Below are 25,051 nucleotides of genomic sequence, written 5' to 3' on the forward strand. Positions count from 1 at the left end.
GCCGCCCGGCGAGCCTACTGCGCCGGTCGGGCCGCCGGTAGTGCTCGCAGGAAACCCGGCTGCGGCTTGGGGGCGCGAGCGGGCTGCGGCACAATAGGCGGTTGGCGCCGCCGGTTCACCGCCGCGGCGCTCCTCGTCCACGCCAAAGCCAACGCCATGACCGCCATCAAGCAAGCCGACCTGATCCAGTCCGTCGCCGATGCCCTGCAGTACATCAGCTACTACCACCCGGTCGATTACATCCGGAGCCTCGCCGCCGCGTACGAGCGCGAGGAGTCGCCCGCCGCGAAGGACGCGATGGCGCAGATCCTGATCAACTCGCGCATGGCCGCCGAGGGGCACCGCCCGCTGTGCCAGGACACCGGCATCGTCACCGTGTTCCTGAAGATCGGCATGAACGTGCGCTGGGACGACGCCACCATGGGCGTGGAGGAGATGGTCAACGAGGGCGTGCGCCGCGCCTACCTGCACCCGGACAACAGGCTGCGCGCCAGCGTGCTGGCCGATCCGGCCGGCAGGCGCATCAACACCAGGGACAACACGCCATCGGTGGTGAACGTGTCGGTGGTGCCGGGCGACACCGTGGAGGTGATCGTGGCGGCCAAGGGCGGCGGCTCGGAGGCGAAGTCGAAGTTCGTGATGCTGAACCCCTCCGACTCCATCGTGGACTGGGTGCTGAAGACCGTGCCGACCATGGGCGCCGGCTGGTGCCCGCCGGGCATGCTCGGCATCGGCATCGGCGGCACCGCGGAGAAGGCGATGCTGCTGGCGAAGGAGTCGCTGATGGAGCACATCGACATCCAGGAGCTGATCGCGCGCGGCCCCAGCAACCGCATCGAGGAGCTGCGCATCGAGCTGTACGAGAAGGTCAACGCGCTCGGCATCGGCGCGCAGGGCCTGGGTGGCCTCACCACCGTGCTCGACGTGAAGATCAAGGACTACCCCACCCACGCGGCGAACCTGCCGGTGGCGATGATCCCGAACTGCGCCGCCACCCGCCACGCGCACTTCACCCTCGACGGCTCCGGCCCGGTGGCGCTCGATCCGCCCTCGCTGGAGCACTGGCCCAGGCTCACCTACAACCCGGCCAACGCGCGCCGCGTGAACCTGGACACCATCACCCGCGAAGAAGTCGCCAGCTTCAAGCCGGGCGAGGTGCTGCTGCTCAACGGCAAGCTGCTGACCGGCCGCGACGCCGCGCACAAGCGCATGGTGGAGATGCTCGACAGGGGCGAGCCGCTGCCGGTGGATTTCAACGGGCGCTTCATCTACTACGTGGGCCCGGTCGATCCGGTGCGCGACGAGGTGGTCGGCCCCGCCGGCCCCACCACCGCCACCCGCATGGACAAGTTCACCGAACAGGTGCTGGCGCAGACCGGCCTGCTCGGCATGGTCGGCAAGGCCGAGCGCGGCCCCGCGGCCATCGAGGCGATCAGGAAGCACCGCTCCGTCTACCTGATGGCGGTGGGCGGTGCCGCCTATCTGGTGTCCAAGGCGATCAAGGCCTCGAAGGTGCTGGCCTTCGAGGACCTGGGCATGGAGGCGATCTACGAGTTCGAGGTGAAGGACATGCCGGTCACCGTGGCGGTGGACAGCGCCGGCACCTCGGTGCACCAGACCGGGCCGACGGAGTGGCGCACGAAGATCGGCAAGATCCCCGTGGTCCTGGTGTAACACCGCTTTGCTTCCTCTCCCCGCCGGGACGCGAGGAAGGGTCATGGATGGCCCTGCTCCGAGGAGCGAGGAAGAGGATCGAGGTGAGGGGAGGGTGCTCGCGAAGGAATCACATCAACAGCATGCGGCGCTCCATCAGGGCCTTTCGCCCGCCCCCTCACCCCAACCTCTCCCCAGCGGGGAGAGGGAGTGAAGCGCGCAGCGCCTCCAACGCACCGAGCAAGCGCTCCGGCTCCCGTAGCGCGCGCCGTGCCATGCCGACCGCGCGCCGCGCGTCGCCCGGTGCGGCTCCGCGCTCGATCAACGCCACTGCCGGCCGGTGGCAGGCGGCCAACGCATCGATCCAGTCCGCCGGCTGGCGCCAGCGCGACTGCAGGCCGAGCACGCGCGCGGCGCGGAAGGCCGGCGCCAGTTGCCGCACGGCATCGAGCGCTTGCGTGAAGGGTGCCGCGCTGCGCGGCGTGATCGCCGGGTCCAGCGCATCGCCGAGTGCCGCCAGTGCATCGGCCAGGCGCCGGCGCAGCACATCGGTGGAGCGCACCGGCAGCACCAGCCAGGCCACCGCCACGCCGATCGCGGCGCCGGCCAGGATCGCCGCCAGGCGCAAGGTCATCTCCGTTGCCGCGGGCAACCCGGCGTAGTTCTGCAGCAGGGCCAGCGCCACCGTGGCGAACAGCGCCCACCACGCGTAGTTGAGCGGGCGCAGCCAGGTGCCCAGGAAGACCGCAAGCAGGATCAGCGCCGCGGCGGCGCTGCCGTGCGTGCCGGCCGGGGCGGCCAGCAGGGCGGCGGCCAGGCTGCCGCCGGCCGCACCGCCCAGGCGCAGCAGGCTCTTGTACGCCACCTCCAGCCGGCCGCGGTTGCCGCTGTGCACGATGAAGGCGGTCAGCACCACCCACGGCCAATGCCTGCCGAAGCCAGCGTGGCCCATCGCGAATGCGCCGGCCAGCGCCACCGCCATCTGCAGCGCCATGCGGGTGGTGGCCGAGGGCCGCATCCGGCCCGGCGCTGGCTGGACCGGCGCCGCTGCGGCGCGGTGTGCCGGCGGCACCGCGTCGGGCAACAGGCGTAGCCGCCGGCCCAGCGCGTCCAGCGCCGACACCCAGGCCAGCGCCAGCAACGCGATCACCACCGGCACCAGTACGGCCGGCAAGGGTCCGCGTTGCGCAGCTGACAGGTGCGGCACGGTGAGCACGGTCACGAAAGGCAGCGCAATCAGCCGGCCAGCGCGCCGCGCCTGTTCGCCGAACTGGCGCAACCACACCGATGCCGCCACGCCGACGGTGAAGGCGGCGGCGCCGAGCCAGGGCGCGTCGCGCAGCAGCAGGCCGACGCCGGTGGCGGCCAGACCCACCACGGGCAGGGCGATGGCGGCCTCCAGCCGGCCGCGCCGGTCGCGGTCGAGCCGGCTGCGGGCGAGCGACAAGCTCAGCACCACCGCCAGCACCGCGCTGCCCGGGCCCGGCGCCAGCAGCTGCGCGCAGGCCAGCGCGAGCAGGGCGGCAACCAGCGCCACGACCGCCTCGGGCAGCGCGTGCAGCGCGGCGGCCGCGCCGCGCACGGGAACGTGGAACGCGTTGGCCATGCGCGGACCGGCTCCTTTCCGGAAAGGGGGCAGTCTAGCAGCGCCGCGATCGGGGCCGCGGGTCCGTGCAAGTGGACGTCTGGACGTCCAAACGCCGACGCATGGGGGCGTAGTTGCATTCCCGTTGCCGCAGCGCAACACTGGCGGGATCGCTTTCCCTCCAACCACCCAAGAGAGCCGTGAATCCCAACGCCCCCGCGCCGCTGCCTGCGGACGCCCCCTGGATCGTGATGAAGTTCGGCGGCACCAGTGTCGCCACCCTGCCGCGCTGGCAGAACATCCGTGAGCTGGTCGCCAGCCGCCGCGCCGAGGGCGCGCGCGTGCTGGTGGTCGTGTCCGCGCTCACCGGCATCACCGATGCGCTGAAACAGCTGTGCGGCGAGGGTGACCAGGGCAAACGCAAGGCGGCGGCCGGCGCGATCGCGCAACGCCACCACGAGCTGCTCGGGCACATGCAGCTGCCGCTGCCGGCCACGCTGGGCGCGCGGCTGGACGAGCTGGCCGCGCTGGCCGCGGAAGGCCCGGCACGGCTGGGCGAGCTGGCCTGGTCGGCGCTGGTGCAGGCGCACGGCGAACTGATGTCCAGCGCGCTGGGCGCAGCCTTCCTCAGCGGGAGCGGCCTGCCCACGCGCTGGCTGGATGCGCGCGACTGCCTCGCCGCGGCCGTGCTGCCGAACCAGAACGAGCGCACCCGCCTGCTGTCGGCGATGGTCGAGGCCAAGCCCGATCCCGCGCTCAATGCGCGGCTTGCCGCGCAGGGCGAGGTGTTCATCACCCAGGGCTTCATCGCGCGCGAGACCGCCTCCAACGGCAGCGGAGGCCGCACGGTGCTGCTCGGCCGCGGCGGCTCGGACACCTCGGCGTCCTACTTCGGCGCGCTGCTGAAGGCGGCGCGGGTGGAGATCTGGACCGACGTGGCCGGCATGTTCACCGCGAACCCGCGCCAGGTGCCGGGCGCGCGCCTGCTGCAGAAGCTGGACTACGAGGAGGCGCAGGAAATCGCCTCCACCGGCGCCAAGGTGCTGCATCCGCGCTGCCTGTCGCCGTTGCGCGAGCCGCGCGTGCCGCTGCTGGTGAAGGACACCAACCGTCCCGAACTGGAGGGCACCGTGATCGGCCCCGAGGTGCGCGACCACGCGCCGTCGGTGAAGGCGATCAGCGCGCGCAAGGGCATCACCCTGGTGTCGATGGAGTCGGTGGGCATGTGGCAGCAGGTCGGCTTCCTCGCCGACGTGTTCGCGCACTTCAAGCAGCACGGCCTGTCGGTGGACCTGATCGGCTCGGCCGAAACCAACGTCACCGTGTCGCTGGACCCCACCGAGAACCTGCTCGACTCCGACGCGATCGCCGCGCTGGCCGGCGACCTCGCCAAGGTGTGCCGGGTCAAGGTGATCGCGCCCTGCGCCGCGATCACCCTGGTCGGCCGCGGCATGCGCTCGATGTTGCATACGCTGTCCAGCGTGCTGGCCGAGTTCGACCAGCTGCGCGTGCACCTGATCTCGCAGTCGTCCAACAACCTCAACCTCACCTTCGTGGTGGACGAGGACGTGGTGGACGACCTGCTGCCGCACCTGCACGAGCTGCTGATCGCCGCCGGCGCTCTGCGCACCGACGACAGCGTGCTGTTCGGTCCCAGCTGGCAGAACCTGTACGGCAGCGGCGAAGTGGCCATGTCTGCCGCATGGTGGCGTGAGCCGGCGCAGCGCCGGCGTCTGCTCGACATCGCCGCCGAGGCCACGCCGCGCTACGTCTACCACCTGCCCACCGTGCGCGCCCAGGCGCGCGAGCTGAAATCGCTGGCGGCGGTGGACCGGCTGCACTACGCGGTGAAGGCGAACACGCATCCGGCGATCCTGCGTGTGCTGGCCGCGGAAGGCTTTGCGTTCGAGTGCGTGTCGCCCGGCGAGCTGGAAGCGGTGTCGGCGGCGGTGCCGGAAAGCGCGCCGCTGCTGTTCACGCCGAACTTCGCCTCGCGCGCGGATTTCGAGCGCGGCCTGGCCACCCGCGCCACGATCACGCTGGATGCGCTGCATCCGATCGAGCACTGGGGCGAGCTGCTCCGCGGTCGCGAGATCGCGCTGCGCGTGGACCTCGGCCGCGGCCTAGGCCATCACGAGAAGGTGCGCACCGGCGGCAGCGGCAGCAAGTTCGGCCTGCCACTGGAGCAGCTCGACGCCTTCCTGCGGCTTGCCGACGCGCATGGCGTGACCGTTCGCGGCCTGCACGCGCACCTGGGTTCGGGCGTGCTCGACGCGAAGCACTGGGGCGAGGTGTTCAACCAGCTTGCCAGCCTTGCCGAACGCATCGGCAGCATCGCGTTCCTCAACATCGGCGGCGGCCTGGGCGTGCCCTCGCATCCGGGCGAGGCGAAGCTCGACATCGCCGCGCTGGACAAGGTGCTGCGCGAGGTGAAGGCCGCCTATCCGCATTACCAGCTGTGGATGGAGCCGGGCCGTTACCTCGTCGCCGACGCCGGCGTGCTGCTGGCGCGCGTCACCCAGACCAAGGGCAAGGGCAGCTGGCGCTACCTCGGCGTGGACACCGGCATGAACAGCCTGATCCGTCCCGCCCTGTACGACGCCTGGCACGAGATCGCCAACCTCACGCGGCTGGACGAAGACGCCACCGGACTGTTCCAGGTGGTCGGCCCGATCTGTGAGAGCGGCGACGTGCTGGGCAGCGACCGTCGCCTGCCCGAGCCGCAGGAAGGCGACGTGATCCTGATCGCCCAGGCCGGCGCCTACGGCAAGGTGATGTCCTCGCCGTACAACCTGCGCGGTGAAACGGAAGAAGTGGTGATCGACGCCTGAAGCTCTACTCCCTCTCCCCTTTGGGGGAGAGGGGTGGGGTGAGGGGTGGGTGCTCGCGGAATTGTGACCAACGAAGCGGGGCAAGGATGAACCGCCTGAACGTGGATCGAGCGCGCAGTCTGAGAAGCGGTCAAGCCGATGCCGAACAAAAGCTCTGGTACCACCTGCGCAACCGCCAGCTTCAGGGATGGAAATTCCGCCGCCAACACGAGATCGACCGCTACATCGCCGACTTCCTCTGCCCCGATGCGGCGCGGATCGTGGAGCTGGACGGCAGCCAGCATGGCGAACAGATGGCATATGACGCGGTGCGCACGCGCAAGCTGGTATCCATGGGCTACCGCGTGCTGCGTTTCTGGGACAATGACGTACTGACAAATATCGAGGGCGTGCTTGAGGTGATCCTGGCGGCCTTGGCAAGTCCGGCCCCTCACCCGGCCCTCTCCCCGCAGGGGAGAGGGAGTACGCCGCGGAGACTGACAAGTGACGACCAGCACCAACCCCCGCCTCACCCAGGTGTTCCGCTTCCTGCACGCGCGCTACGCCGACGGCGTGGCCGAGCTGGCCTATGCCTTCGACGACGGCGTGCCGATGGTGGAGCGCATCACGTTCCCACATGCGCCGGAGCTGCCGCGCGAGCGGCAGGCGGCCTTCGACGCCGTGCTGAAGCTGCTCCACCTGATTGCCGGCGTGAGCTACTACAAGGCCGGCGTACCGCCGAAGATCGAAGTGGTCGACGGCCCGCTGGACGACGCCACCGCGAACCTGCTCGACGCGCTTTACCTGCACGGTCTCGCGGAATTCGCTTACCGCAATGGCCTGGACCTGCGGGGACGCATCGCCTTCCCGCGCCTTTCTCCCTCTCCCCTCCGGGGTACGCGGGGAGACGCCATGGATGGTGTCGGCTTTGAGGAGCGAGGAGAGGGTCGTGGCGAGGGGGCAAGCTCGCCGCAAGCCCCATCGCTCGGCTTGCCCAAGCGCACGCTGGTCCCCATCGGCGGCGGCAAGGATTCCCTCGTCGCGGTGGAGGCGATCAAGTCGATCGGCGGCGAAGCCACTGCGGTGTGGGTGGGCAACTCCGCGTTGATCGCCGCCTGCGCCGCGCGCACCGGCCTGCCCATGCTGAACATCCAGCGCGAGCTGGCACCCGCCCTGTTCGAGCTGAACCAGCGCGGCGCGTGGAACGGCCACATCCCGGTCACCGCGGTGAACTCGGCGATCCTCGCCGTGGCGGCGATCCTCTACGGCCACGACTCCATCGCCTTCGCCAACGAGCGCTCAGCCTCCGCCGCCACGCTGGAGTACGACGGCCAGCAGGTGAACCACCAGTGGAGCAAGGGCTACGCGTTCGAGCAGCTGCTCGGCGACTGGTTGCACACGCACGTCGCCGCCGACCTCGACTACTGCTCGCTGCTGCGCCCGTATTCCGAACTGGCGATCACCCGCGCGTTCGCCAGGCTCACGCCGTATTTCGATGCCTTCTCCAGCTGCAACCGCAACTTCAGGATCCTCGGCCCCAAGCCGGCGGACCGCTGGTGCGGGCAGTGCCCGAAGTGCCATTTCGTGTTCCTCGCGCTGGCGCCGTTCCTGCCCAAGCCGCGCCTGCTCGCGATCTTCGGCCGCAACCTATTGGACGACGAGACGCAGGCCGCCGGTTTCGACGCCCTGCTGGAATACCAGGACCACAAGCCGTTCGAATGCGTGGGCGAGGGCGCCGAGGCGCGTGCCGCGATGTACGCGCTGAGCCAACGGCCCGAGTGGCAGGAGGACGCGCTGGTGGCGCGCTTCCGTGCCGAGATCCTGCCGCAGCTCGATGCGACGCAACTCGCGCTGGAGCCGTGGCTGCAGCCTTCCTCCGAGCACCGCGTGCCGGCCCGCCTGCAGGCGGCGCTGAAGGCCATCGCCTGATGCGCATCGCCGACCTGGCGGGCAAGCGCGTCGCGGTGTGGGGCTTCGGCCGCGAAGGCCGCGCCGCGATCCGCGCCATCCATGCACAGCTGCCGCAGCTGCCCTTGGCTTTGTACTGCGGCGAGGGCGAGGCCGCCGCGGCGCGCGCGTTCGACGCCACGCTCACCGTCTACGGTCAGGAGCCGGGTTCGGTGGCGCTGTGCGCCTACGACGTGGTGGTGAAGTCGCCCGGCATCTCCGCGTACAAGCCCGCGGTGACCACCGCGCAGGCGCAGGGCACCGTGTTCACCTCGGGCACCGCGCTGTGGTTCGCGGAGAACCCGCAGGCGCGCGTGGTTGCCGTCACCGGTACCAAGGGCAAGAGCACCACCACTGCCCTCGTCGCGCACCTCGCGCGCGCGCTGGGCGTGCGCACCGCGCTGGCCGGCAACATCGGCCTGCCGCTGCTGGAGCTGCTGGGCCAGTCCGCCGAGTTGTGGGCGATCGAGCTGTCCAGCTTCCAGACCGGCGAAGCAGGAGCGCTGGAGCTGGGCGTGGTCACCAGCCTGTACGAGGAGCATCTCGACTGGCACGGTTCGCGCGAGCGCTATGTCGCCGACAAGCTCAGGCTCGCCGACGTGTCGCGCACGCTGCTGGTCAACGGCCTGCAGGCGCCGTTGCTGGAACGCACCGCCGCGCATCCGCACCGCCTCGTGTTCGGCACGCCCGCGGGCTGGCATGTGGCGGATGGCGCGATCCGCCGCGGCGAGCGGGCCGTGTTCGACATCCATGCAATGGCCGCGCCCGGCGTGCACAACGCGCTCAACGCCTGCGCCGCCTTGGCCGCGCTGGAAACGCTGGGCCATGACGCGATCAGGGCCGCGCCCGCGCTGGCGGATTTCCACCCGCTGCCGCACCGCCTGCAGCCGCTGGGCGCGCGCGACGGACTCGACTGGATCAACGACTCGATCAGCACCACCCCGCAGGCCACGCTGGCCGCGCTGGACAGCCTGGCCGGGCGCGAGGTCACGGTGATCGTGGGCGGCCACGACCGCGGGCTGGACTGGTCGGACTTCGTGCAGGCCGTGAAGGACCGCGCCGGCCTGCGCATCGTGGCGCAGGGCGCCAACGGCCCGCGCATCGCACGGGCGCTGCGGCAGGCGAAGACCGAGCTGCCGCTGGGCGAGGCCGAGGATTTCGCCGACGCGGTGGCGATGGCGCGAACGGTGACGCCCACCGGCGGCGTGGTGCTGCTGTCGCCGGGCGCCCCCAGTTTCGACCAGTTCAAGGACTACGCCGAGCGCGGCCGGTGCTTTGCCGGGCTGGCCGGTTTCGACGCCCAGGGCATCGCGGGCATCGAGGGGCTCGGCGTGGCGTGACGGCCCCGCGGGGCCGTGGATTCGCGCCCCGCCGCGGGGCGCCATTGCAGCATTTTCCGAGGGTATGGCCATGATCCAACGCATCGAACCCGGCCCGCGCATGTCCGAGGCCTGCATCCACGGCGGCGTGGTCCATCTGGCGGGGCAGGTGCCCGAAACCGCGGGCGCCGACATCGAAACCCAGACCCGCGAGGTGCTGGCGGCGATCGACGCGCTGCTGGCGCAGGCGGGCAGCGACAAGACGCGCATCCTGCGCGCGCAGATCTTCCTCGCCGACATCGGCGACTTCGCGGGCATGAACCGCGCGTGGGACGCCTGGGTGACGCCGGGCCAGGCGCCGGCGCGCGCCACCGTGGAAGCGCGGCTGGCCGACCCGGCGTGGAAGGTGGAGATCGTGGTGACGGCCGCGCTGCAGCCGTAGCCGCCGCTCCGGCTTACGCGCCGGACTCGCGCTCGTTGCGCCGGCGCGGATCCTCTTCCACGTCGAGCGGCCAGAACGGCCGCAGTTCGATGCTGCCGAAACGGGCCATCGGGTGGCGCGCGGCGATGGCGACGGCCTCGTCGAGGCTGGCGCAGTCCAGCAGGTCGAAGCCGGCGATCCATTCCTTCGCTTCGGCGAACGGGCCGTCGCTGGCCAGCACCTTGCCGCCCCGCACGCGCACGGTCGTCGCGTAGGCCGGTGGCCGCAACCGGTCGCCGGTGATCCGCGTGCCGCTGGCCGTCGTACCGGCCACCCATTCGGCGATGTTGTCCTGCTCGGGAACGTAGGGCTCCGCGCCAGGGTCGTGCACCACGAACATCATGAACTGCATGGGGGTTCTCCTCATCGGCCGGGCTGTGACAGTGCGACGAACGAGGGATGCCGCATTCGACATGGGGACTCCGCGCGCCGCCCGCGCTGCGCCACGTGTTGGGGCCTGCGGCGCGCTGCCCAGTCCCGGCCGGGGTTCCCGTCCTTCAGCTCCGTGCCGCCGCCGAGGCGTCGATGCCCGCATCGCGCAACAGCTCTTCCAGCGGTCCCAGCCAGGGGCGGAATTTCTCCCAGCGCCCCACGGCGCGGCGGTGGATCCCTTCGCGCACCTGCACCGTGCTGGCGGTGGCCACGGCGGCGCGGTTGTGCTGGAAGTCGAGGCAGGCGTCGTGCCATTCCAGGTCGCAATGGGCAAGCAGCTGGCGCGTGGCGGCTTCCTGTCCGGACACCAGGGCTTCGTAGTCCAGCTGCAGGATGCGTCCGGGCAGCACGGCGTTCCAGTGCGCCATCATGCGGTCGAACTGGACGTAGAAGCGGCCGATGTCGAGCAGGTCGAAGCTGTAGCCGTGGAAGGCGGAGTCTTCCGCGAACGCTTCGCGGAAGTTGCTGAGACAGGTGTCCAGCGGGTGGCGGCGCAGGCAGACGATCTTCGCGTTCGGCAGCGCCCTGGCGATCAGTCCGAGGTAGAGGAAGTTGCGCGGCAGCTTGTCGATGAAGCGGGGTTTGAGCGCGGTCTGCGGGCGCGTGCCGTCCACGTAACGCAGGCCGAGCTGGTGCCAGTCGTAGCGGTGTGACTGCGCGATCAGTTCAGGGCACAGCGTGGTCGGCGCGCCTGCGGGGGCGAGGCGGCAAAGCTGGGTGCCGAACTCCGTCAGCTCGCCGGCGGAATGCACCTCCGGATGGCTGGACAGGATGCGCTCCACCAGCGTGGTGCCGGAGCGAGGCATGCCCACGACGAAGATGGGTTCGTCGCTGCCGTAGCCGGTGCCGGTGGCCACGGTGTCCGGGAACGCCGCGATCAGCGCATCGACCATCGCGCGGTCCTGTTCGGGCCGGTAGTCCACGCGCGTGCGCGCGGCGGCCTTGCCCAGGCGCATGTGCTCGAAGGCCGCCGCGTAGTCGCCGAGATCCTCGCATTCCTTGGCGAGCGCGCTGCGCAGGTGGATCTGCGCATCGACCTCGGTGGCGTGCGCGGCCAGCAGCGCGCGCAGCGCGTCGACGTGGTTGTCGTCCGCCGTCTGCCGGCGCAGGCGCGAGCGCAGCCCGTAGGCCGGCCAGCACGTCGGCATGCGTTCGATGCAGGCGTCGAAGTGCGCTTCGGCGGCGGCGAGGTTGCCGGTGAAGGTGGAGGTCACCGCGGCGTTGAACCGGCAGAGGGCGCGGTCCGGCAGCGCGGCCACCGCACGGCGGAACATGGCGTTGGCGCGTTCGTGGGCGTTGCATTGCATGTAGACGCCGCCCAGCACGTCCAGCGTCAGCGGATCGGCCGGGGTCAGCGCGTAGGCGATGTTGGCGACCTGCAGGGCGTGGCCGTAGCGCCCCGCCGCCGCCAGTGCGCGCGCGAAATGCGTGGCGTATTCGGCGTTCTCGGTTTCGATGGCCACGGCGCGGTTGAGGTGTTCCAGCGCCCGGCCCAGCTGCCCGGTGTCGAGGCAGGCCAGACCGGCGAGGTAGTGCGCTTCGGCGCAGCTGGCATCCAGCTGGGTGGCCTGCACGGCGAACTGGCCGGCTTGCGCGTGGTCGCCGCGGGCGTGGGCCTGGCGGGCGACGTCCAGCAGTTGGCGCAGGGCCGGGGAGGTTGGGGGCGTGTTGTCCATGACGCCCATTATGGGAAAAGCCGCGCCCTTGCGGGCGCGGCTTTTCGCGGGTTCGGCCGTGGCCGGCTTACCAGATCTTCACCCGCTGGTCCGGTGCGAGGTACAGCTTCTGGCCGGGTTGCACGTTGAAGGCCGGGTACCACGCGTCGAGGTTGCGCACGGTCAGCGCACGGAACTGCGCAGGCGCGTGCACGTCGGTGGCGAGGCGCTGGCGCTGGGCGGCGTCGCGGATCTTCGAGCGCCAGGCCTGGCCGAACGCGAGGAAGAAACGCTGGTCGCCACTGAGGCCGTCGATCACCGGCGCGGGCTTGCCGCCAAGCGACCTGTGGTACGCAAGGTAGGCGATGGTGAGGCCGGAGACGTCGGCGATGTCCTCGCCCAGGGTCTGCTCGCCGTTCACGTGCAGGCCGGGCAGCGCCTCGTACTGGTCGAACTGCTTGGCGAGCTGCGCGGTGGCGGCCTTGAAATGCGCCTCGTCGGCCGGCGTCCACCAGTTCTCCATCCTGCCCTGCGCGTCGAAGTCGGCGCCGGTGTTGTCGAAGCTGTGGCTGATCTCGTGGCCGATGATGGCGCCGATCGCACCGTAGTTCGCGGCGGCGTCGGCCTTCGGATCGAAGAACGGCGCCTGCAGGATCGCGGCGGGGAAGTTCAGCGCGTTCTGCAGCGGCAGGTTCACCGCGTTCACCGTCTGCGGGGTCATCCACCACTCGCCGCGGTCCACCGGCTGGCCGAGCTTGGCGAGCTGGTGCTGGTACTCGTGCTTCACCGCGCGCAGGTGGTTGCCCAGCGGATCGTCGGCGCTGATCTTGAGCGTGGCGTAGTCGCGCCACTTCTCCGGATAGCCCACGCCGACCTTCAGCGTGACCAGCTTTTCCTTGGCCTTGGCGCGCGTGGCCGGGGTCATCCAGCTCAGCGTGTCGAGCCGCTCGTCGAAGGCGGCGATCAGGTTCTTCACCAGCTGCTGCACCTCGGCCTTGGACGAGGCGGGGAAGTACTTCTGCACGTACAGCTGGCCCACCGCGTCGCCGAGGTCGACGTTGGTGGCGCCCACCGCGCGCTTCCAGCGCGGCTGCTGCTCGGGCGTGCCCTGCAGGGTGCGGCCATAGAAACCGAAGTGCAGGTCGGCGTAGGCCTTGGGCAGCAGCGGTGCGGCGCTGTCCAGGGTGTGGAAGGTGAGCAGGTCCTTCCACGCGTCCAGCGGCTGGCTGGCCACCAGTGCGGCGAGGCCGGTGGTGGCGCTGGGCTGCCACACGTCGATCTGCTTCTGGCCGTCCAGGCCGGCGGCCTTGAAGTAGGCGGCCCAGTCGAGGCCCGGCGCCTTGCGCGCGAAGTCGGCCATCGTCCACAGGTTGTTCGCCTTGTGCACGTCCTGGCTTTCGATGAGGCTTTCCTGCGCCTTGGCGATCTTAGTTTCGAGATCGACGACGGTGTTCGCCTTCGCCTCGGCGTCGGCGATGCCGGCCTGCTTCAGCAGCGCCACCACGTAGGCGTGGTACTTGTCGCGGAACGCCGCCATGTGCGGATCGGTGGAGAGGTAGTAGTCGCGGCTGGGCATGGCCAGGCCGCCCTGCAGCAGGTAGGCGACGCTGCGCGAGGGATCTTCCAGGCCCTGCGTCACGAACAGGCCGAACAGGTGCTCGGTGTGGAAATTGGTGGCGTTGATCGGATCCACGTCGGCGCGCAGGCGGCTGCCCAGCACGCGGGCGAGGTCGTCCTTCGTGGCGATCGCGTCGATCGCGGAGAGCTCCGGCTTCAGCGGCGCAAGGCCATGCTTCGCGATCGCGGCCTCGTCCATGAAGGCGGCGTAGTAGTCGGCGATCTTGCGCGCGTTGCTGCCCGCGGCGGGGTGGCTGGCGCCGGCATTGCGGATGAGGTCGGCGGTGTGCTTCTCGGTGAGCTCGAAGATCTTGAGGAAGGTGCCGGTGCCGGAGCGGTCGGCGGGGATCTGTGCGGTCTTCAGCCAGCCGCCGTTGGCGTAGTCGAAGAAGTTGTCGCCCGGCTTCACGGCGTGGTCGATGCCGGCGAGGTCGATGCCGATGTCGGGGCTGTGCGCGGCGGGTGCCGCCGCCAGGGCGGGAGTGCCGCAGAGACCGGCGGCGATCGCCGCGGCCAGGATCCATCGGGTGTGCTGCATGGGATCACCTCGTCAGTGTCGGGTATCGGTGTAAAAACGCTCCGCAGCATGCCATCGCCCGCCGCGTGCGGCACGCGGCGCTGCGGAATCGTCCGCGCAAGCCCTTGCGGCGGTCACTTCTCGTAGCGGTAGTTGAAGCTCGCGCGATTGAATCCGGTGGCGCTCTGCGCCTCGAAATTCCAGCGCTGGCTGAGCCGGTAGCGCAGGGTGACCACCTCGCCCGGCTCGAACAGGCCCACGCCGTAGCTGAGGTAGAGCCGCGGCGAGAGGTACTTGCCCACGGTGAACGCGGAGCTGCCGCCGAGCGCCTCGTTGCTGGACACGCCGATGTCGTCCACGCCGATCTTCGCGCCGACGCTCTTGGCGAGCAGGTTGCCCGCGGCCGAGCCCAGCGCCTGCGCCGCGGCGCCCACCATGTTGCCCTCGCCGCCCTTCACCTGCGACAGCGGCTTGCCGGTGATCAGGTAGGAAAGCGCGTCGGACTGTTCCATCAGCGGGTTGGAGAACACGGTGAGCACCGGCCGCCGCGCAGTGCCGGAGATCTGCAGGCCCACTTCCTGGCCTTCGTCGATGGTGGCGTTGGGGTTGAGCTTGCGCACCGCACGGATGTCCAGGCCGGGGTTGTCGATCGGCGTGCCGGCGAACAGCAGCTTGCCGCGCTGGATCGCGAGGCTCTGGCCGTAGGCCTTGTAGGTACCGCTCACCGTGACCTGGCCCTGCCCGGTGGTGGCGCGGCCGGGACGCTCGTTCACCGTGAGCATGCCGCCGAGGCGGCCGTCCAGGCCGAAGCCGGTGAGGTGCGTGCTGCGGCCCAGGTCCACCTTCACCGTGGCGGTGAACGGCAACGCCGCGCCGGGCGCGGGCGGCGGGCGGTCGACCACCACCACGTCGGGCGACGCCTTGCTGGCCCCGGCGCCGGGCAGCTTGTCGAGGTTCACGTCGGCGCTGTCCAGCAGCACCGAGCCGCCGAGATCGAGGCCCTGCGCGTTGCGCCGCAGGCGCAGGTCGGGGCTGATCGCCACCGTGGCGGCGGGGATGTCGGCGGCGGTGAACCGGTTGCCCTTGATCGCGATGTCGGTGGCGACATCGCCGCCGAGGCCGGCGACGCCCGCCACGGTCAGCGTGCCCGCGCCGGATTGCACGCTGCCGTCGACGCGCAGGCTGTGCGCGCCGATCGCGCTCACGGCCAGCCTGCCGTTGGCGAGCCTGAGTCCGGCAGCCGGAATCTCGGCGGCAAAATCGTCCACCGCGGCATGGCCGCTGACGGCGGGCTGCGCCAGCGTGCCGCCGAGGCGGAAGCTGCCCGTGGCCCGGCCGTGCACGTTGGCCAGCGCGTTGCCGAACAGCTCCAGGAAGGCGAGGTTGTTGAGGCGCAGGTCGAGCTGGCCCGCCAGCGCCTGCTGCTTCCCGCCGAGGGTCGCCTGCCCGTCGATGCCGCCACCGTGGTCGAGGTTGGCGCACAGGCTGAAGCGCCGGCTGTCCGCGCCGAGCTCGGCGTCCAGTGCGAAGTGGTCGTAGCTCAATATTGGCGCGTCAGGGTGTTCGACATAGGTGACGCTGCCACGGTCGGAGCCGATGCTGGCGTGGCCGCCGAGCGCGCCGGCAGCGCTGCGGCGCAGCTGGCCGTCGCCGTGCAGGCTGCCGTCCACGCGCAGCGGCAGGCCGGACTCGCCGGCGGCGTTGAGCAGCAGCGCCAGCGGCAGCCCGCGCAGCCGGTAGCCGGCGTCGAGGTCGCCCGCCTTGTCCTGCTTCGCGCTCAGGCACAGCAAGGGATCGCCCGCGGTGAGGCAGGTCTCGGAGAGGCTGAAGGCACCGTCGCGCCAGGCCAACTGGCTGGGGCGTTGCAGGCGCCAGCCCGGCAGGCCCTGCGGTTCGAGGTTCAGCGTGGACAGCGTGCCGTTCCATGCCTCGTTCTTCAGCGCGCCATGCAGCGCCAGCGTGCCGGAGAGCTGGCGGCCGCGCGCGTCCAGTTCCAGCCGGTGGTCGCCCTGGCTGCCCTCGGCCAGCAGGTGCAGCCGCTGGAACGCCAGGCCGCCGAGATGGGCGCCGCCGGCGGTGAGTTCCAGCTTGCCCGCGGGATGGCTGATGTCGGGAACGCCGGCCACCAGCTGCAATGCGTCCACGCGCTGATGCTGCCAGGCCAGTGCGCTGCCGTGCAGGTGGCCGTTGACGGCCAGCCGGGGCAGCAGGCCGCGCACGTTGAATTGGCCGTCCAGACGTCCGCCGGCGCCGGGCAGCCAGTCGCCCAGCGAGGCGATGGCGAGCCTGACATCGGCATCGTTGCTGCGACCCGCCCTGGCGTCGAGCTGCACCGTGCTGCCGCCGGAGACGAGCCGCAGCCGGCCATTGACCACCTTGTCGGGCGAGAGGTGCAGCCTGGCGTTGCCGCTGACCGCGCGTCCGCGCAGGCGGCCGCGGAGCTGCATGAGCTCCAGCGTGGCGTCGGGGCCGGCCCCGGTCAGCCGGCCGTGGCTGGTGAGCGCGAGATCCAGCGCCCCGTTCCAGCCCGCGATGAGCTGGCCCGGATCGAAGCGGCTGGCGCTGGCCTCGAGTTGCCAGCCCGGCTCGGGTCGCAGCTGCAGCGTGCCCTGCACCTTCAGCTTGCCCTGCGGCTGCTGCAGCACGAGCGGGTGCAGGGCGATCGCCTGCGGGGTGCCGTCCAGGTCCAGCCGCAGGTGGGCGGGTTTGCCGGGCGGTCCGATCGTGAGGTCGCCGCTGGCGTGGAAACGGTCCGCGTTGCCCTGCACGTCGAGCTTGCCGGCACTGGCCAGCGGCTGGCCGACGAGGTCGGCGGGCAGTTGCAGGTCGTTCCACTGGATCGCCAGCCGGCCGCCCAGCGGCTTCGCATCGAGCTGCAGCGTGCCGCTGGCGTCGAGCCGGCCCTTCACCTGCGGCGAGGCCAGGGCGAGCTGTTGCAGTTCCAGCAGCCTGCCGTCGTCGCTGAGGCGCGCGCGCAGCGGCTGCAGCAGCAGGCGGTAGCGGCCGAGGTCCAGCGTGCCGGTGAGTTCGCCGCCGTGGCGGTCGCCGTGACCCTGCAAGGCCAGAGCGAGCGACTTCGGCGCGCTGTCACCCAGCAGCGGTTTCGGATCGAAACGGGGCGCGCTCAGCGCGGCCTTCCAGTCGTAGTTGCGGTTCTGGGCCAGTTCGAGGTGCAGGCGCGCGGCCATCGGCTGCCGCAGCGCGAGATCCAGCTGCGCCCGGCTGCCGTCGCCGTGGGCGGCGAGCTGGCCTGCATAGTCGACGCCGCCCAGCTTCCACGCGAAGTCGGCCTTGCCGCTGCCGCGCTGGCGGCGCGCGAGGACAAGCTCGCCCTGGAGGTCGGCGTGGCCATCCGGCGCGCGCAGCTTCAGCGTGTCGATGGCGATGCCCGCATGCGTCCAGCGGCCGGCGAGGTCGAGGCTGTCGGAAACGAACAGCGGCTGGCCGGCGCGGCTCACGCGCAGTGCGCCCACGTGGGCGCGATCGAGCAGCAGGTCCACCGGCGGCTGCAGCGGGTAGCTGCCGGAGCTTGCGCTGCCGGCCGTGCTTTTCGGCAGCACCACCGCCACGCCGTCGACGTCGAGGTCGCGCACGTGCACGCGCCCCAGCAGCAGCGGCCAGAAGCGCAGGTCGAGTCGGGCCTGCGCCACCTCGGCCACGGTGCCCCGGCCATCGTCGTAGCGCAGTCCGTCGAGCCGCAGCGGGCCGAGCAGCGAACCCTGCGCCTGCCGCCACTCCAGCGCGCCGTGCGTGGCCGATTGCGCGCGCGCCAGCGCGAAGCGCAGGCCAGCGCCGGTGCCGAGCAGCCACCACAGCGTGGCGGCCAGCACCAGCAGCAGGGCGGCGATTGCGATGGCGAGGCGCTTCAGCCATTTCATGAAACCAACGGCCTCCGTGATTTGCACGTGCTCGTTTGTCGTATCCCGAAATCAAAAGCAGAGCCTTGCCTATGTCGAAAACGGGCTGTCCTGCCCGTTTTCGACTCGCCAGGTCCGCGGCACGGACCCGGATCCGCCGCATCGGTCGCAGAGCGACCGATGCGCGTGCGGCCATCCATGGCCGCCTGTGAGCGGGTGCCGTGGCACCCGCTCACAGATCCGGCCCTATCACCAGGTGGAGGACGATGCCGTGGCGTTGCGAATCGTGGATCGGCGTACCCAGATCCACCCGGATCATGCCCACCGGCGAGCGCCAGCGCACGCCGAGGCCGGCGCCGAGCTTCGGCCGGTAGTCGGTGCCGTCGAAGGCGTTGCCCGCGTCGAGGAAGGTGGCGATGCCCCAGTTGCGGGTGAAGTAGTGCTCCACCTCGGCGCTGGTCACCAGCAGGTTCACGCCGCCGAGCACGCGACCGTAGCTGTTCTCGGGGCCGATGGACTGGAAGCCGTAGCCGCGCACCGAGCGGTCGCCGCCGGCGAAGAAGCGCAGTTGCGGCGGCAGCGCGGCGAAATCGTCGGTCCAGATGTGCCCTGCGCTGCCGCGCAGGATCAGCCGGTTGCGCCGCTTCGCGCCGAATGCGCGTATCCACTTGGCGTCGGCGGTGAGCTGGCTGAAGCTGGCCGAGGAGAGCAGGTCGCCAGCGGTGCTGCGCGCCGCGAAGCCGAACGACCAGCCGCGGTGCACGAAATCGAAGTTGTCCGCCTGCTTGCGCGACAGTGAGGCCTCGGCGAACAGCAGCGTGCTGCTGCCGCGCTCGATGCCGGGCGTGGAGTCCGGTTCGTCGCCGCGCTTGCCCACGGTGAAGCTGCCGGACAGCGCGTGCAGGCCGACGGTGCGGGTCCAGCCGTGCCACTGTCGCGTCTCGTTGCCCACCAGCTCCAGCGTGCGCGACTGCGAGGTGCTGGTGTTCGCGTCGCGGAAGTTCGCGCCGACGTTGAAGCTGCGCTGGTCGGCGCCGGGCATCGGGACGGAGTACAGCGTGGACAGCGTCTTCAGCCGCTGCGCCAGCACCAGCTCGTTCTTCCACTTGTGGCCGCGCCGGTTCACCCAGCGCCGCTCCATGCCTGCACGCACGCCGAAGCCGGTGTCGGTGCCGATGAACGGGCCGCCGGTGTAGATCGTCCGTTTCGCCGGGACCAGCTCCACCTTGACGTCGACCCTGCCGTCGGCCTTTTCGTCGATCTGCGGCAGCACGTTGACCACGGCGAAGTAGTCCGCGCCGTTCAGCGCCTGCTGCAGCTGGAGCAGCTGGTCCTGGTCGAAGTAGTCGCCGGGCTTGAACGGCACGTAGCGCTGGAGGAAGCCCTCGCGGAACTGCGAGCCCTCGAAATGCACCGCACCGTAGCGGTAGCGTCGCCCCGCCTGCCAGGCCAGGCGGATCGCCGCGCTGTGCTGCGCCGTGTCCACTTCCACGCGATGCGTGACGAGCCTCGCGTCGAGGAAGCCGCTCGCGGTGAGCGCGGCGGACAGCGCGTCGCGCGCCGCGTCATATGCGGCGTCGTCCAGCCGCTGGCCGCGCATGCGCTCGATCGCGCCGCGCGCGCGGCGGATCGACGGCAAGGCGAGCGCGGCGGCATCGAGCCGCACGTCCACCGTGGTGACCTTGACCGGCTCGCCCGTGCGCACGTCCAGCGTCACCTTCCAGTCCCTGCCCACCGCCTGCAGCTGCGCGACGACGTCCGCGTCGTAATAGCCGTAGGGCTCCAGCGCCGCCTTCGCCTGCGCCGATGCCTGCGCGTACAGGCGGCGGATCTGCGCCTCGCTGGCCTCGCGATGCGCGTACTGCGACAGAGTCACCGAGGCGGCGATCGCCTGCTGCAGCGGCTCGTCCACCCCGCGCACCACCAGCTGCACGCCGGCCCGCGCCAGCGACGCGAACAGCAGCATCGGCAACAGCGCGAGCAGTGCCAGGCGTCGGCGGGGGCGGCGCATGCGCAAGGGATCCATCCTCGAGGGAGCGTGGGTTAGCTGTGGGACAGCTTACCGAAGGGGGATGGAGTGCGGATGAATCCGCGAACGCGCAGCCCGGCGTGATTGCGTTGGCGACGAGGGGATTCGCGCGCCTCACTGCCACCGTTCTCCTCTCCCGCTTGCGGGAGAGGAGGGGAAGGGCTCTTGCTTGTATGTCCCGGCAGGCGACAAAGCAGTTTCGGACCGCCGTCGCGGCTCCTGCTGCACCAGGCGTTCCAGGAAGTTGGTTTGCTCAACGGAATTGGCAACAGGCTCCGCGGCCGTGAAACAGCACAGACCTGAAGCGGCCTGCTTGGAGAGTGTGCCTAGCCAGTGGAGGAAAATCGTTCCCTATAGCTCGCAGGAGAGACATGCAAACGCCGCATGAACACCCTTCTCATGCGTTCCTCGTCGCCGAAGCCACAAAGGCTGGCGACTTTTTTGATGGAAACACAGCCTTCTTCGAGATGCCGACGAGCAGTTTCAAAACGAAGGTCCTCGACGAGTTTCGTCGATGTGCGACCGTACGCCTCGACAAACTTGCGCGCGAAAGTGCGTGGCGTCATTTTCACGCGCTCGGCAAGGCGCTCAACCGTGAGTGCCTCATCCAGGTGCTCGACGATCCAGGCGTACAGGACACTCAGCCGGGACGCGACGTCGCGCGTACTCATTTCCGTTTGCGATGCCAGGGTCAGACTGAATTGGGCTTGGTCGCCGGGACGATGCAGAAAGACGACAAGATCCCTGGCGACTGCCAGACTCAGGCGCCGATCGTGATCGGCTGCCACTAGGGTCAACGCCAGATCGATGCCGGCCGAGATGCCCGCAGAAGTCCAGATGTTGCCGTCGTTGATGTAGATGGGGTCAAGCTGCACGTCCACCGTCGGGAACTGCGCCAGAAGATCGCCCACGGATGCCCAATGAGTGACGGCGCGGCGCCCGTCAAGCAGGTGTGCGGCGGCCAGCAGGAAGGCGCCCGTGCATACGCTGCAAGTGCGCCGCGCCACGGTGGAGGCATGCGCTATCCAATCGATCAGTGCCGTATCGCGCATTGCCTCGGCAACTGTGGCGCCGCCGACCACGATGATCGTATCCAGCCCGCCCGCATCGACAGTTGCGATGGCCTCGGTGTGAATCGACATGCCGGAACCGGTCCTCACCAGGCCGCCCGTGGTGGACAGATAGACAAGCCGATAGAGCGGAACGCTTCCGCCGGACAGTCGATTGGCGCTGCAAAAAGCTTCGGCGGGTCCGGCGACGTTGAGCGCCAGTGCGTCGTCGAAGAGGACGAATGCAACTGTCTTCGTGGAGGCCATCGGTTTGGCAGGAAACGAGGTCTGATTAGCGTTGCCTCGCCGGGATCGAATCGTCAAGATCCAGTCTCGATCGAGTGCCTGCGCCATGCGCGGCAATTGCTTCGCAACGACCGTCCCTTATCTGCCTTGGGAGAACTTCTTATGCGCGATTCAACGGCTTTGGCTGCGCTGGCCATGCTGACCTTTGCCTCGCCCGCCTGGTGCTCAGGTGCGCGGCCCCTCGCCCCGGAACTTCGGCCGTTGGACATCACGGCCGGTACATGGGTCTATCACGGAGAAAATCTGGCCGTCGCCAGGCAGAAGGCCGCCAAGTGGACTTGGTTGGAAAACTGCAAATGGTCGGCCACGCGGGCGTTCATGGCTTGCAGCTTCACCATGAGCGAACCCGGCAAGGTAGTGAAGTCGCTTGCCGTCAGCACGTATAACTACAGCGACAAAAGCTATTGGCATTATGAAATGTTCGACTCCGACGGAAGCGGTGCGGAGCCATTCATTGCGCGCATGACCATCGAAGGCGATACGTGGACAGCATACGGAAACGCCGACAACAAGACCTACCGCGTCGTCTACCACTATGCTTCGCCGACCAAGGTAAGGGTCAGCGTCGAGCTGTCCAGCGACAAGGTCCATTGGACGATGCTGGCCCGTGGCGAGGGTATCAGGCAGCCGTGACTCTAGCCGCAACGACGCCGTGGCATCGGACGGGGGCGCATTCGAAGCACAGGGCCGACGTCACAAGGCAGCATCGGCTCGGACGAATGGTGGGACGTTAGCTCAAGTGAATTTTCAGCTTTGCGCGGAAACGTTGCTTGATTGAAATGCTCGAAGACTTGGTACGCCAGATGGTCCTGGAAGCCCAGTCGACAGAGCATTCTGCTCATGCACACGCCCCCCCACCGATACCCGCCCGCAATGGCAACAACGCCTCGGCTGCCGATACAAGCCGTTTTTTTCGGGCCGCCTGTTGCTCTAGTGTCGTGAGGGCTAACGTTTATCGGCGGGAGCGCACACTCTCGCTCTTGTTTTCGCCCACGATTGGTTGGCGCCACCGTGGCCTGAAGCAGTATCGAGCGAGCGCTCGTTCCTCAGCCCAGCTTCTCTATAGGAGGGGCGCGCTGGGGGGCGAGTGTCATTCCCTCACCGGAAACCACATCTCCGCCGTCGGCTGGAACGCCCGCGGCGTCACCCCCAGCAGGCGTTCCAGTTCGCCGTTGTCGGCGACCAGGTCGGCATCGAGCCGCGCGAGTGGCCCGCGCAGTTTTGCGGGGGCGAGGCGCTGGCCGGCGTGCAGCAGCCACGAGGGCAGCGGCACCGGCAGGTTGGCGTGGGGCAGGGTCTGGCGGACGCGGGCGAACATCTCGCCGGCGCTGAGGCGTTCGCCGCCGCCGATGGACAGGATGCGACCCGCACTGGCGGGGCGATCCAGCGCGGCGAGCACGGCGAGCGCGATGTCCTCGGCGTGCACCGGCTGGCGCAGCCCGCGGCCGGCCGGCAGCGGGAAGATGCGCGTGCGCCAGGCGCGGCGGGCGATGGGGCTGAGGCTCTTGTCGAGCCCGGCACCGTAGATGAGCGTGGGGCGCAGCACCGTCCACGGCGCGCCGTGGCGGGCGCAGGCGGCGGCCAGCGCCTGCTCGCCGTCGCGCAGCTGCTGCGCCATCGCGCGTTCGGCGGGCACGGTGGAGGTGCTCTTGGTTTCCGCGCTCATCGAGCTGGTGGCGATCACCCGCGGCGGCTCGCTGCCGAAGTCCGCGCGCGCCAGCCACTGCGCGAACGGGCCGATCGGGCCGAAGCTGACGATCGCTGCGGGATGCGGCAGCTCGCCGGGCAGCACGTCGGGCAGGCTGCCCTGCAGCCAGCGCAGGCCGGGTTGCGGGGCGCGCGCGTGGCGGCTCAGCGCCGTCACCGTCGCGCCCCGGGCGAGCAGGCGCGGCAGGAGGAAATGGCCGATCTGGCTGCTGCCACCGAATACCAACACCGTCATGTGCGGCTAGGTTCCCGACTGCAGGCGGGCGGCGAGGTCGAGCACGCGCGGCAGGTTCGGCGCCAGCTTGCGCGCCTGCTGCAGCGACTGCGCGGCGCCGATGCGGTCGCCGCCGGCGAGCTGGCGGTCGGCCTGGTCCAGCCATGCGCTGGCGAGGCGCTGGCTGAGGACACCCTGTGCGGCATCGCCGGGCGAGAGATCGGCGAGGTTGTCCAGCATCTGGCCGGCGCGGACGAGGTCGCCACCGGCCAGCGCGCGGTTGAACAGCTGCAGCACCACGCGAGGCAACGCCTGCAGGCCCTGCTGCGCGGCGGCGTTGTTGCCGTCGATCGCCAGCGCGTTGCGGTACAGGTCGTAGGCGCAGTTGCCGGGCGGCAGCATGATGTCGCCGCGCTGCGCGGCAGCCTGCGCCTGTTGCAGCAGGCGGGCGACCTGCGCGGTTTGCTGCGGCGTCAGGGCGGGATGCAGCATGCCGGCGTCGTCGGCGGGCGCGGCGTCCGGCGTGGTGTCCGGCGCGGTGCCGGCCTTGCCGTGCGCCATGCCTTGCAGGCGCGCGCGGGCGGCGGCGAGGTCGGCGGATTTCGGCGCCAGCGCCGCGGCGCGGTCGAGCAGCTTGCCCGCCTGCGCGGTGTCGCCGGCGTCCATCGCCGCGCTGGCCTGCACGGTCAGCGCCTGCGCCACCTTGCCCAGTCCGGCCTCGGCCTGCGGGTTGCCCGGGCTCAGCGCGAGCGCGGCCTTGTAGTGCGCCAGCGCGGTGTCGTCGCCAGCACCGTCGATGCGGCCGGCGCGCAGCGCTTCGTCGCCTTGCTGCAGGGCGGTGTCCAGCGCGGCGCTGTCCTGCTGCTGCGCTTGCGCACGCGCCGCGCGCAGGCCCGGCAGGGCGGCATTGTTCGGCTGCAGCGCGGCCAGCTGCTCGATGGTGGCGTCGGCGCCGGCGCCATCGTTCGCGTTCAGCGCCTTCTGCGCCTGCGCGGCGAGGGCGTCGCCGACCTGGTCCAGGCCGTGGCGGGCCACCGCATTGCCGGGGTCGGCGGCGAGCACCTGCCGGTACAGCGTGCCGGCGCCGTGCTCGCCGCCGTACTGGCCGGCGGCATAGGCCTGCTGCGCCTGCTGCACCAGCGTGCCGACCTGCACCTGCGAAGCCCGTTTCGCGGCGATCTGCCGGTCGAGGCGGTCGACATCGCTGCCGCCGCCGAGCAGTTCGCGCGCCACCGCGGCCTTCTGCGCGGCGACATCGAGCTGGCCGGCCTGCAGCGCGGCGTCGGCCTGCGAGACCTCGGCCATGCCGACCTGGTGCAGGCCGTTGCGCGCGGCGTCGTTGTCCGGCTCCAGCGCCACCGCGGCCTGGAACAGTTCGCGCGCGCTGCTGCCGTCGTCGCCGTCCAGGTGGCCGGCGGCCAGCGCCTGCTGCGCGCGGCTGAGCACGTCGTTGAGCTCGGTACGCGGCAGCAGGCTGCGCAGGCGATTCTGTTCGACCCAAGCGGTGCCCGCCACGCCGACCAGTGCCAGCACCAGCACGGGCACCAGCCAGCGGCGGCGAGCGCGATCCGGCATCGCCGAGGCGCGTCGCCAGCGACGCCGCGGTTCGTCGTCTTCCCAGGGCGGCTCGTTGCGTGGCGCTGCGCTGCGCTGCGGTGCACCGAGCTGGTCGAGATTGCCCAGCGTGGGCTCGATGCGTCCGCGGGATTCGGATTCGTGCTGGTCGCGGCGTCCGCTCATGGAAGTTGGCAGTTCAAGTAAATAAACATTGAGGAGTGCGGCCATGGATGGCCGCCCGTTTGATCCTCGCGATCAGGGATGATCGCAGTGAAACCCGAAGTGCGGTCATGGATGGCCGCCCGTTTGATTCCCG

Annotated in this window: 15 protein-coding genes and 1 pseudogene; 7 read left to right on the top strand and 9 right to left on the bottom strand. The window is 70.3% G+C overall.

Annotated elements, in window-relative coordinates:
• Positions 1–156 precede the first annotated feature (156 nt).
• Positions 157–1,674 carry a fumarate hydratase gene (locus ACQGNW_RS09840; RefSeq protein ID WP_426662972.1) on the top strand — a complete coding sequence of 506 codons (1,518 nt, stop codon included), beginning with the start codon at positions 157–159 and terminating at the stop codon, positions 1,672–1,674.
• 157 nt (positions 1,675–1,831) lie between these two features.
• Here the strand turns inward: ACQGNW_RS09840 and ACQGNW_RS09845 are convergent, their stop codons facing one another.
• Positions 1,832–3,259, bottom strand: coding sequence for an FUSC family protein (locus ACQGNW_RS09845; protein WP_426662973.1), 1,428 nt, complete (start codon positions 3,257–3,259; stop codon positions 1,832–1,834).
• A gap of 179 nt (positions 3,260–3,438) precedes the next feature.
• On the opposite strand from ACQGNW_RS09845, the gene ACQGNW_RS09850 reads away from it, so the two are divergent.
• The 5 genes and pseudogenes from ACQGNW_RS09850 (at position 3,439) to ACQGNW_RS09870 (ending at position 9,756) form a co-directional block, all read left to right on the top strand.
• Positions 3,439–6,069, top strand: a complete 2,631-nt coding sequence (locus ACQGNW_RS09850; protein WP_426662974.1) for a bifunctional aspartate kinase/diaminopimelate decarboxylase — start codon at positions 3,439–3,441, stop codon at positions 6,067–6,069.
• An 86-nt stretch (positions 6,070–6,155) separates the two neighbouring features.
• A pseudogene (locus ACQGNW_RS09855) lies at positions 6,156–6,425 on the top strand (endonuclease domain-containing protein); the annotation flags it as partial.
• Between the two features lie 127 nt (positions 6,426–6,552).
• Positions 6,553–7,977, top strand: coding sequence for a UDP-N-acetyl-alpha-D-muramoyl-L-alanyl-L-glutamate epimerase (murL, locus tag ACQGNW_RS09860; RefSeq protein ID WP_426662975.1), 1,425 nt, complete (start codon positions 6,553–6,555; stop codon positions 7,975–7,977).
• Positions 7,977–9,335 carry a UDP-N-acetylmuramoyl-L-alanine--D-glutamate ligase gene (gene murD, locus ACQGNW_RS09865; RefSeq protein WP_426662976.1) on the top strand — a complete coding sequence of 453 codons (1,359 nt, stop codon included), beginning with the start codon at positions 7,977–7,979 and terminating at the stop codon, positions 9,333–9,335. The genes murL and murD overlap by 1 nt, the downstream gene beginning before the upstream one ends.
• Before the next feature lie 70 nt (positions 9,336–9,405).
• The gene (locus ACQGNW_RS09870) at positions 9,406–9,756 is read left to right on the top strand and encodes a RidA family protein (RefSeq protein WP_426662977.1); all 351 of its coding nucleotides are present in this window, start codon (positions 9,406–9,408) and stop codon (positions 9,754–9,756) included.
• A 13-nt stretch (positions 9,757–9,769) separates the two neighbouring features.
• Here the strand turns inward: ACQGNW_RS09870 and ACQGNW_RS09875 are convergent, their stop codons facing one another.
• The 6 genes from ACQGNW_RS09875 to ACQGNW_RS09900 form a co-directional block, all read right to left on the bottom strand.
• Positions 9,770–10,147, bottom strand: coding sequence for a YciI family protein (locus ACQGNW_RS09875; RefSeq protein WP_426662978.1), 378 nt, complete (start codon positions 10,145–10,147; stop codon positions 9,770–9,772).
• A 145-nt stretch (positions 10,148–10,292) separates the two neighbouring features.
• Positions 10,293–11,903, bottom strand: a complete 1,611-nt coding sequence (locus tag ACQGNW_RS09880) for a tetratricopeptide repeat-containing sulfotransferase family protein (RefSeq protein WP_426662979.1) — start codon at positions 11,901–11,903, stop codon at positions 10,293–10,295.
• A 67-nt stretch (positions 11,904–11,970) separates the two neighbouring features.
• Positions 11,971–14,037, bottom strand: coding sequence for a M13 family metallopeptidase (locus ACQGNW_RS09885; protein ID WP_426662980.1), 2,067 nt, complete (start codon positions 14,035–14,037; stop codon positions 11,971–11,973).
• Between the two features lie 113 nt (positions 14,038–14,150).
• Positions 14,151–17,894: a translocation/assembly module TamB domain-containing protein gene (locus tag ACQGNW_RS09890; RefSeq protein ID WP_426662981.1), complete on the bottom strand. Its 3,744-nt coding sequence runs from the start codon at positions 17,892–17,894 to the stop codon at positions 14,151–14,153.
• A gap of 211 nt (positions 17,895–18,105) precedes the next feature.
• The gene (locus ACQGNW_RS09895) at positions 18,106–19,884 is read right to left on the bottom strand and encodes an autotransporter assembly complex protein TamA (protein WP_426662982.1); all 1,779 of its coding nucleotides are present in this window, start codon (positions 19,882–19,884) and stop codon (positions 18,106–18,108) included.
• Positions 19,885–20,228: 344 nt separating this feature from the next.
• A complete protein-coding gene (locus tag ACQGNW_RS09900) occupies positions 20,229–21,305 on the bottom strand; it encodes a GlxA family transcriptional regulator (RefSeq protein ID WP_426662983.1) in 1,077 nt (358 codons plus the stop codon).
• Between the two features lie 54 nt (positions 21,306–21,359).
• On the opposite strand from ACQGNW_RS09900, the gene ACQGNW_RS09905 reads away from it, so the two are divergent.
• On the top strand, positions 21,360–21,890 hold the full coding sequence (locus ACQGNW_RS09905) for a hypothetical protein (RefSeq protein WP_426662984.1): 531 nt from the start codon (positions 21,360–21,362) through the stop codon (positions 21,888–21,890).
• A gap of 457 nt (positions 21,891–22,347) precedes the next feature.
• Here the strand turns inward: ACQGNW_RS09905 and ACQGNW_RS09910 are convergent, their stop codons facing one another.
• Both ACQGNW_RS09910 and ACQGNW_RS09915 read right to left on the bottom strand, forming a co-directional pair.
• The gene (locus tag ACQGNW_RS09910; RefSeq protein WP_426662985.1) at positions 22,348–23,199 is read right to left on the bottom strand and encodes an NAD-dependent epimerase/dehydratase family protein; all 852 of its coding nucleotides are present in this window, start codon (positions 23,197–23,199) and stop codon (positions 22,348–22,350) included.
• 6 nt (positions 23,200–23,205) lie between these two features.
• Complete coding sequence (locus ACQGNW_RS09915; protein ID WP_426662986.1) at positions 23,206–24,918, bottom strand: tetratricopeptide repeat protein; 1,713 nt, start codon at positions 24,916–24,918, stop codon at positions 23,206–23,208.
• Between the last annotated feature and the right edge of the window lie 133 nt (positions 24,919–25,051).

It is taken from the genome of Rhodanobacter aciditrophus, from assembly GCF_050026795.1.
Classification (GTDB): domain Bacteria; phylum Pseudomonadota; class Gammaproteobacteria; order Xanthomonadales; family Rhodanobacteraceae; genus Rhodanobacter_A.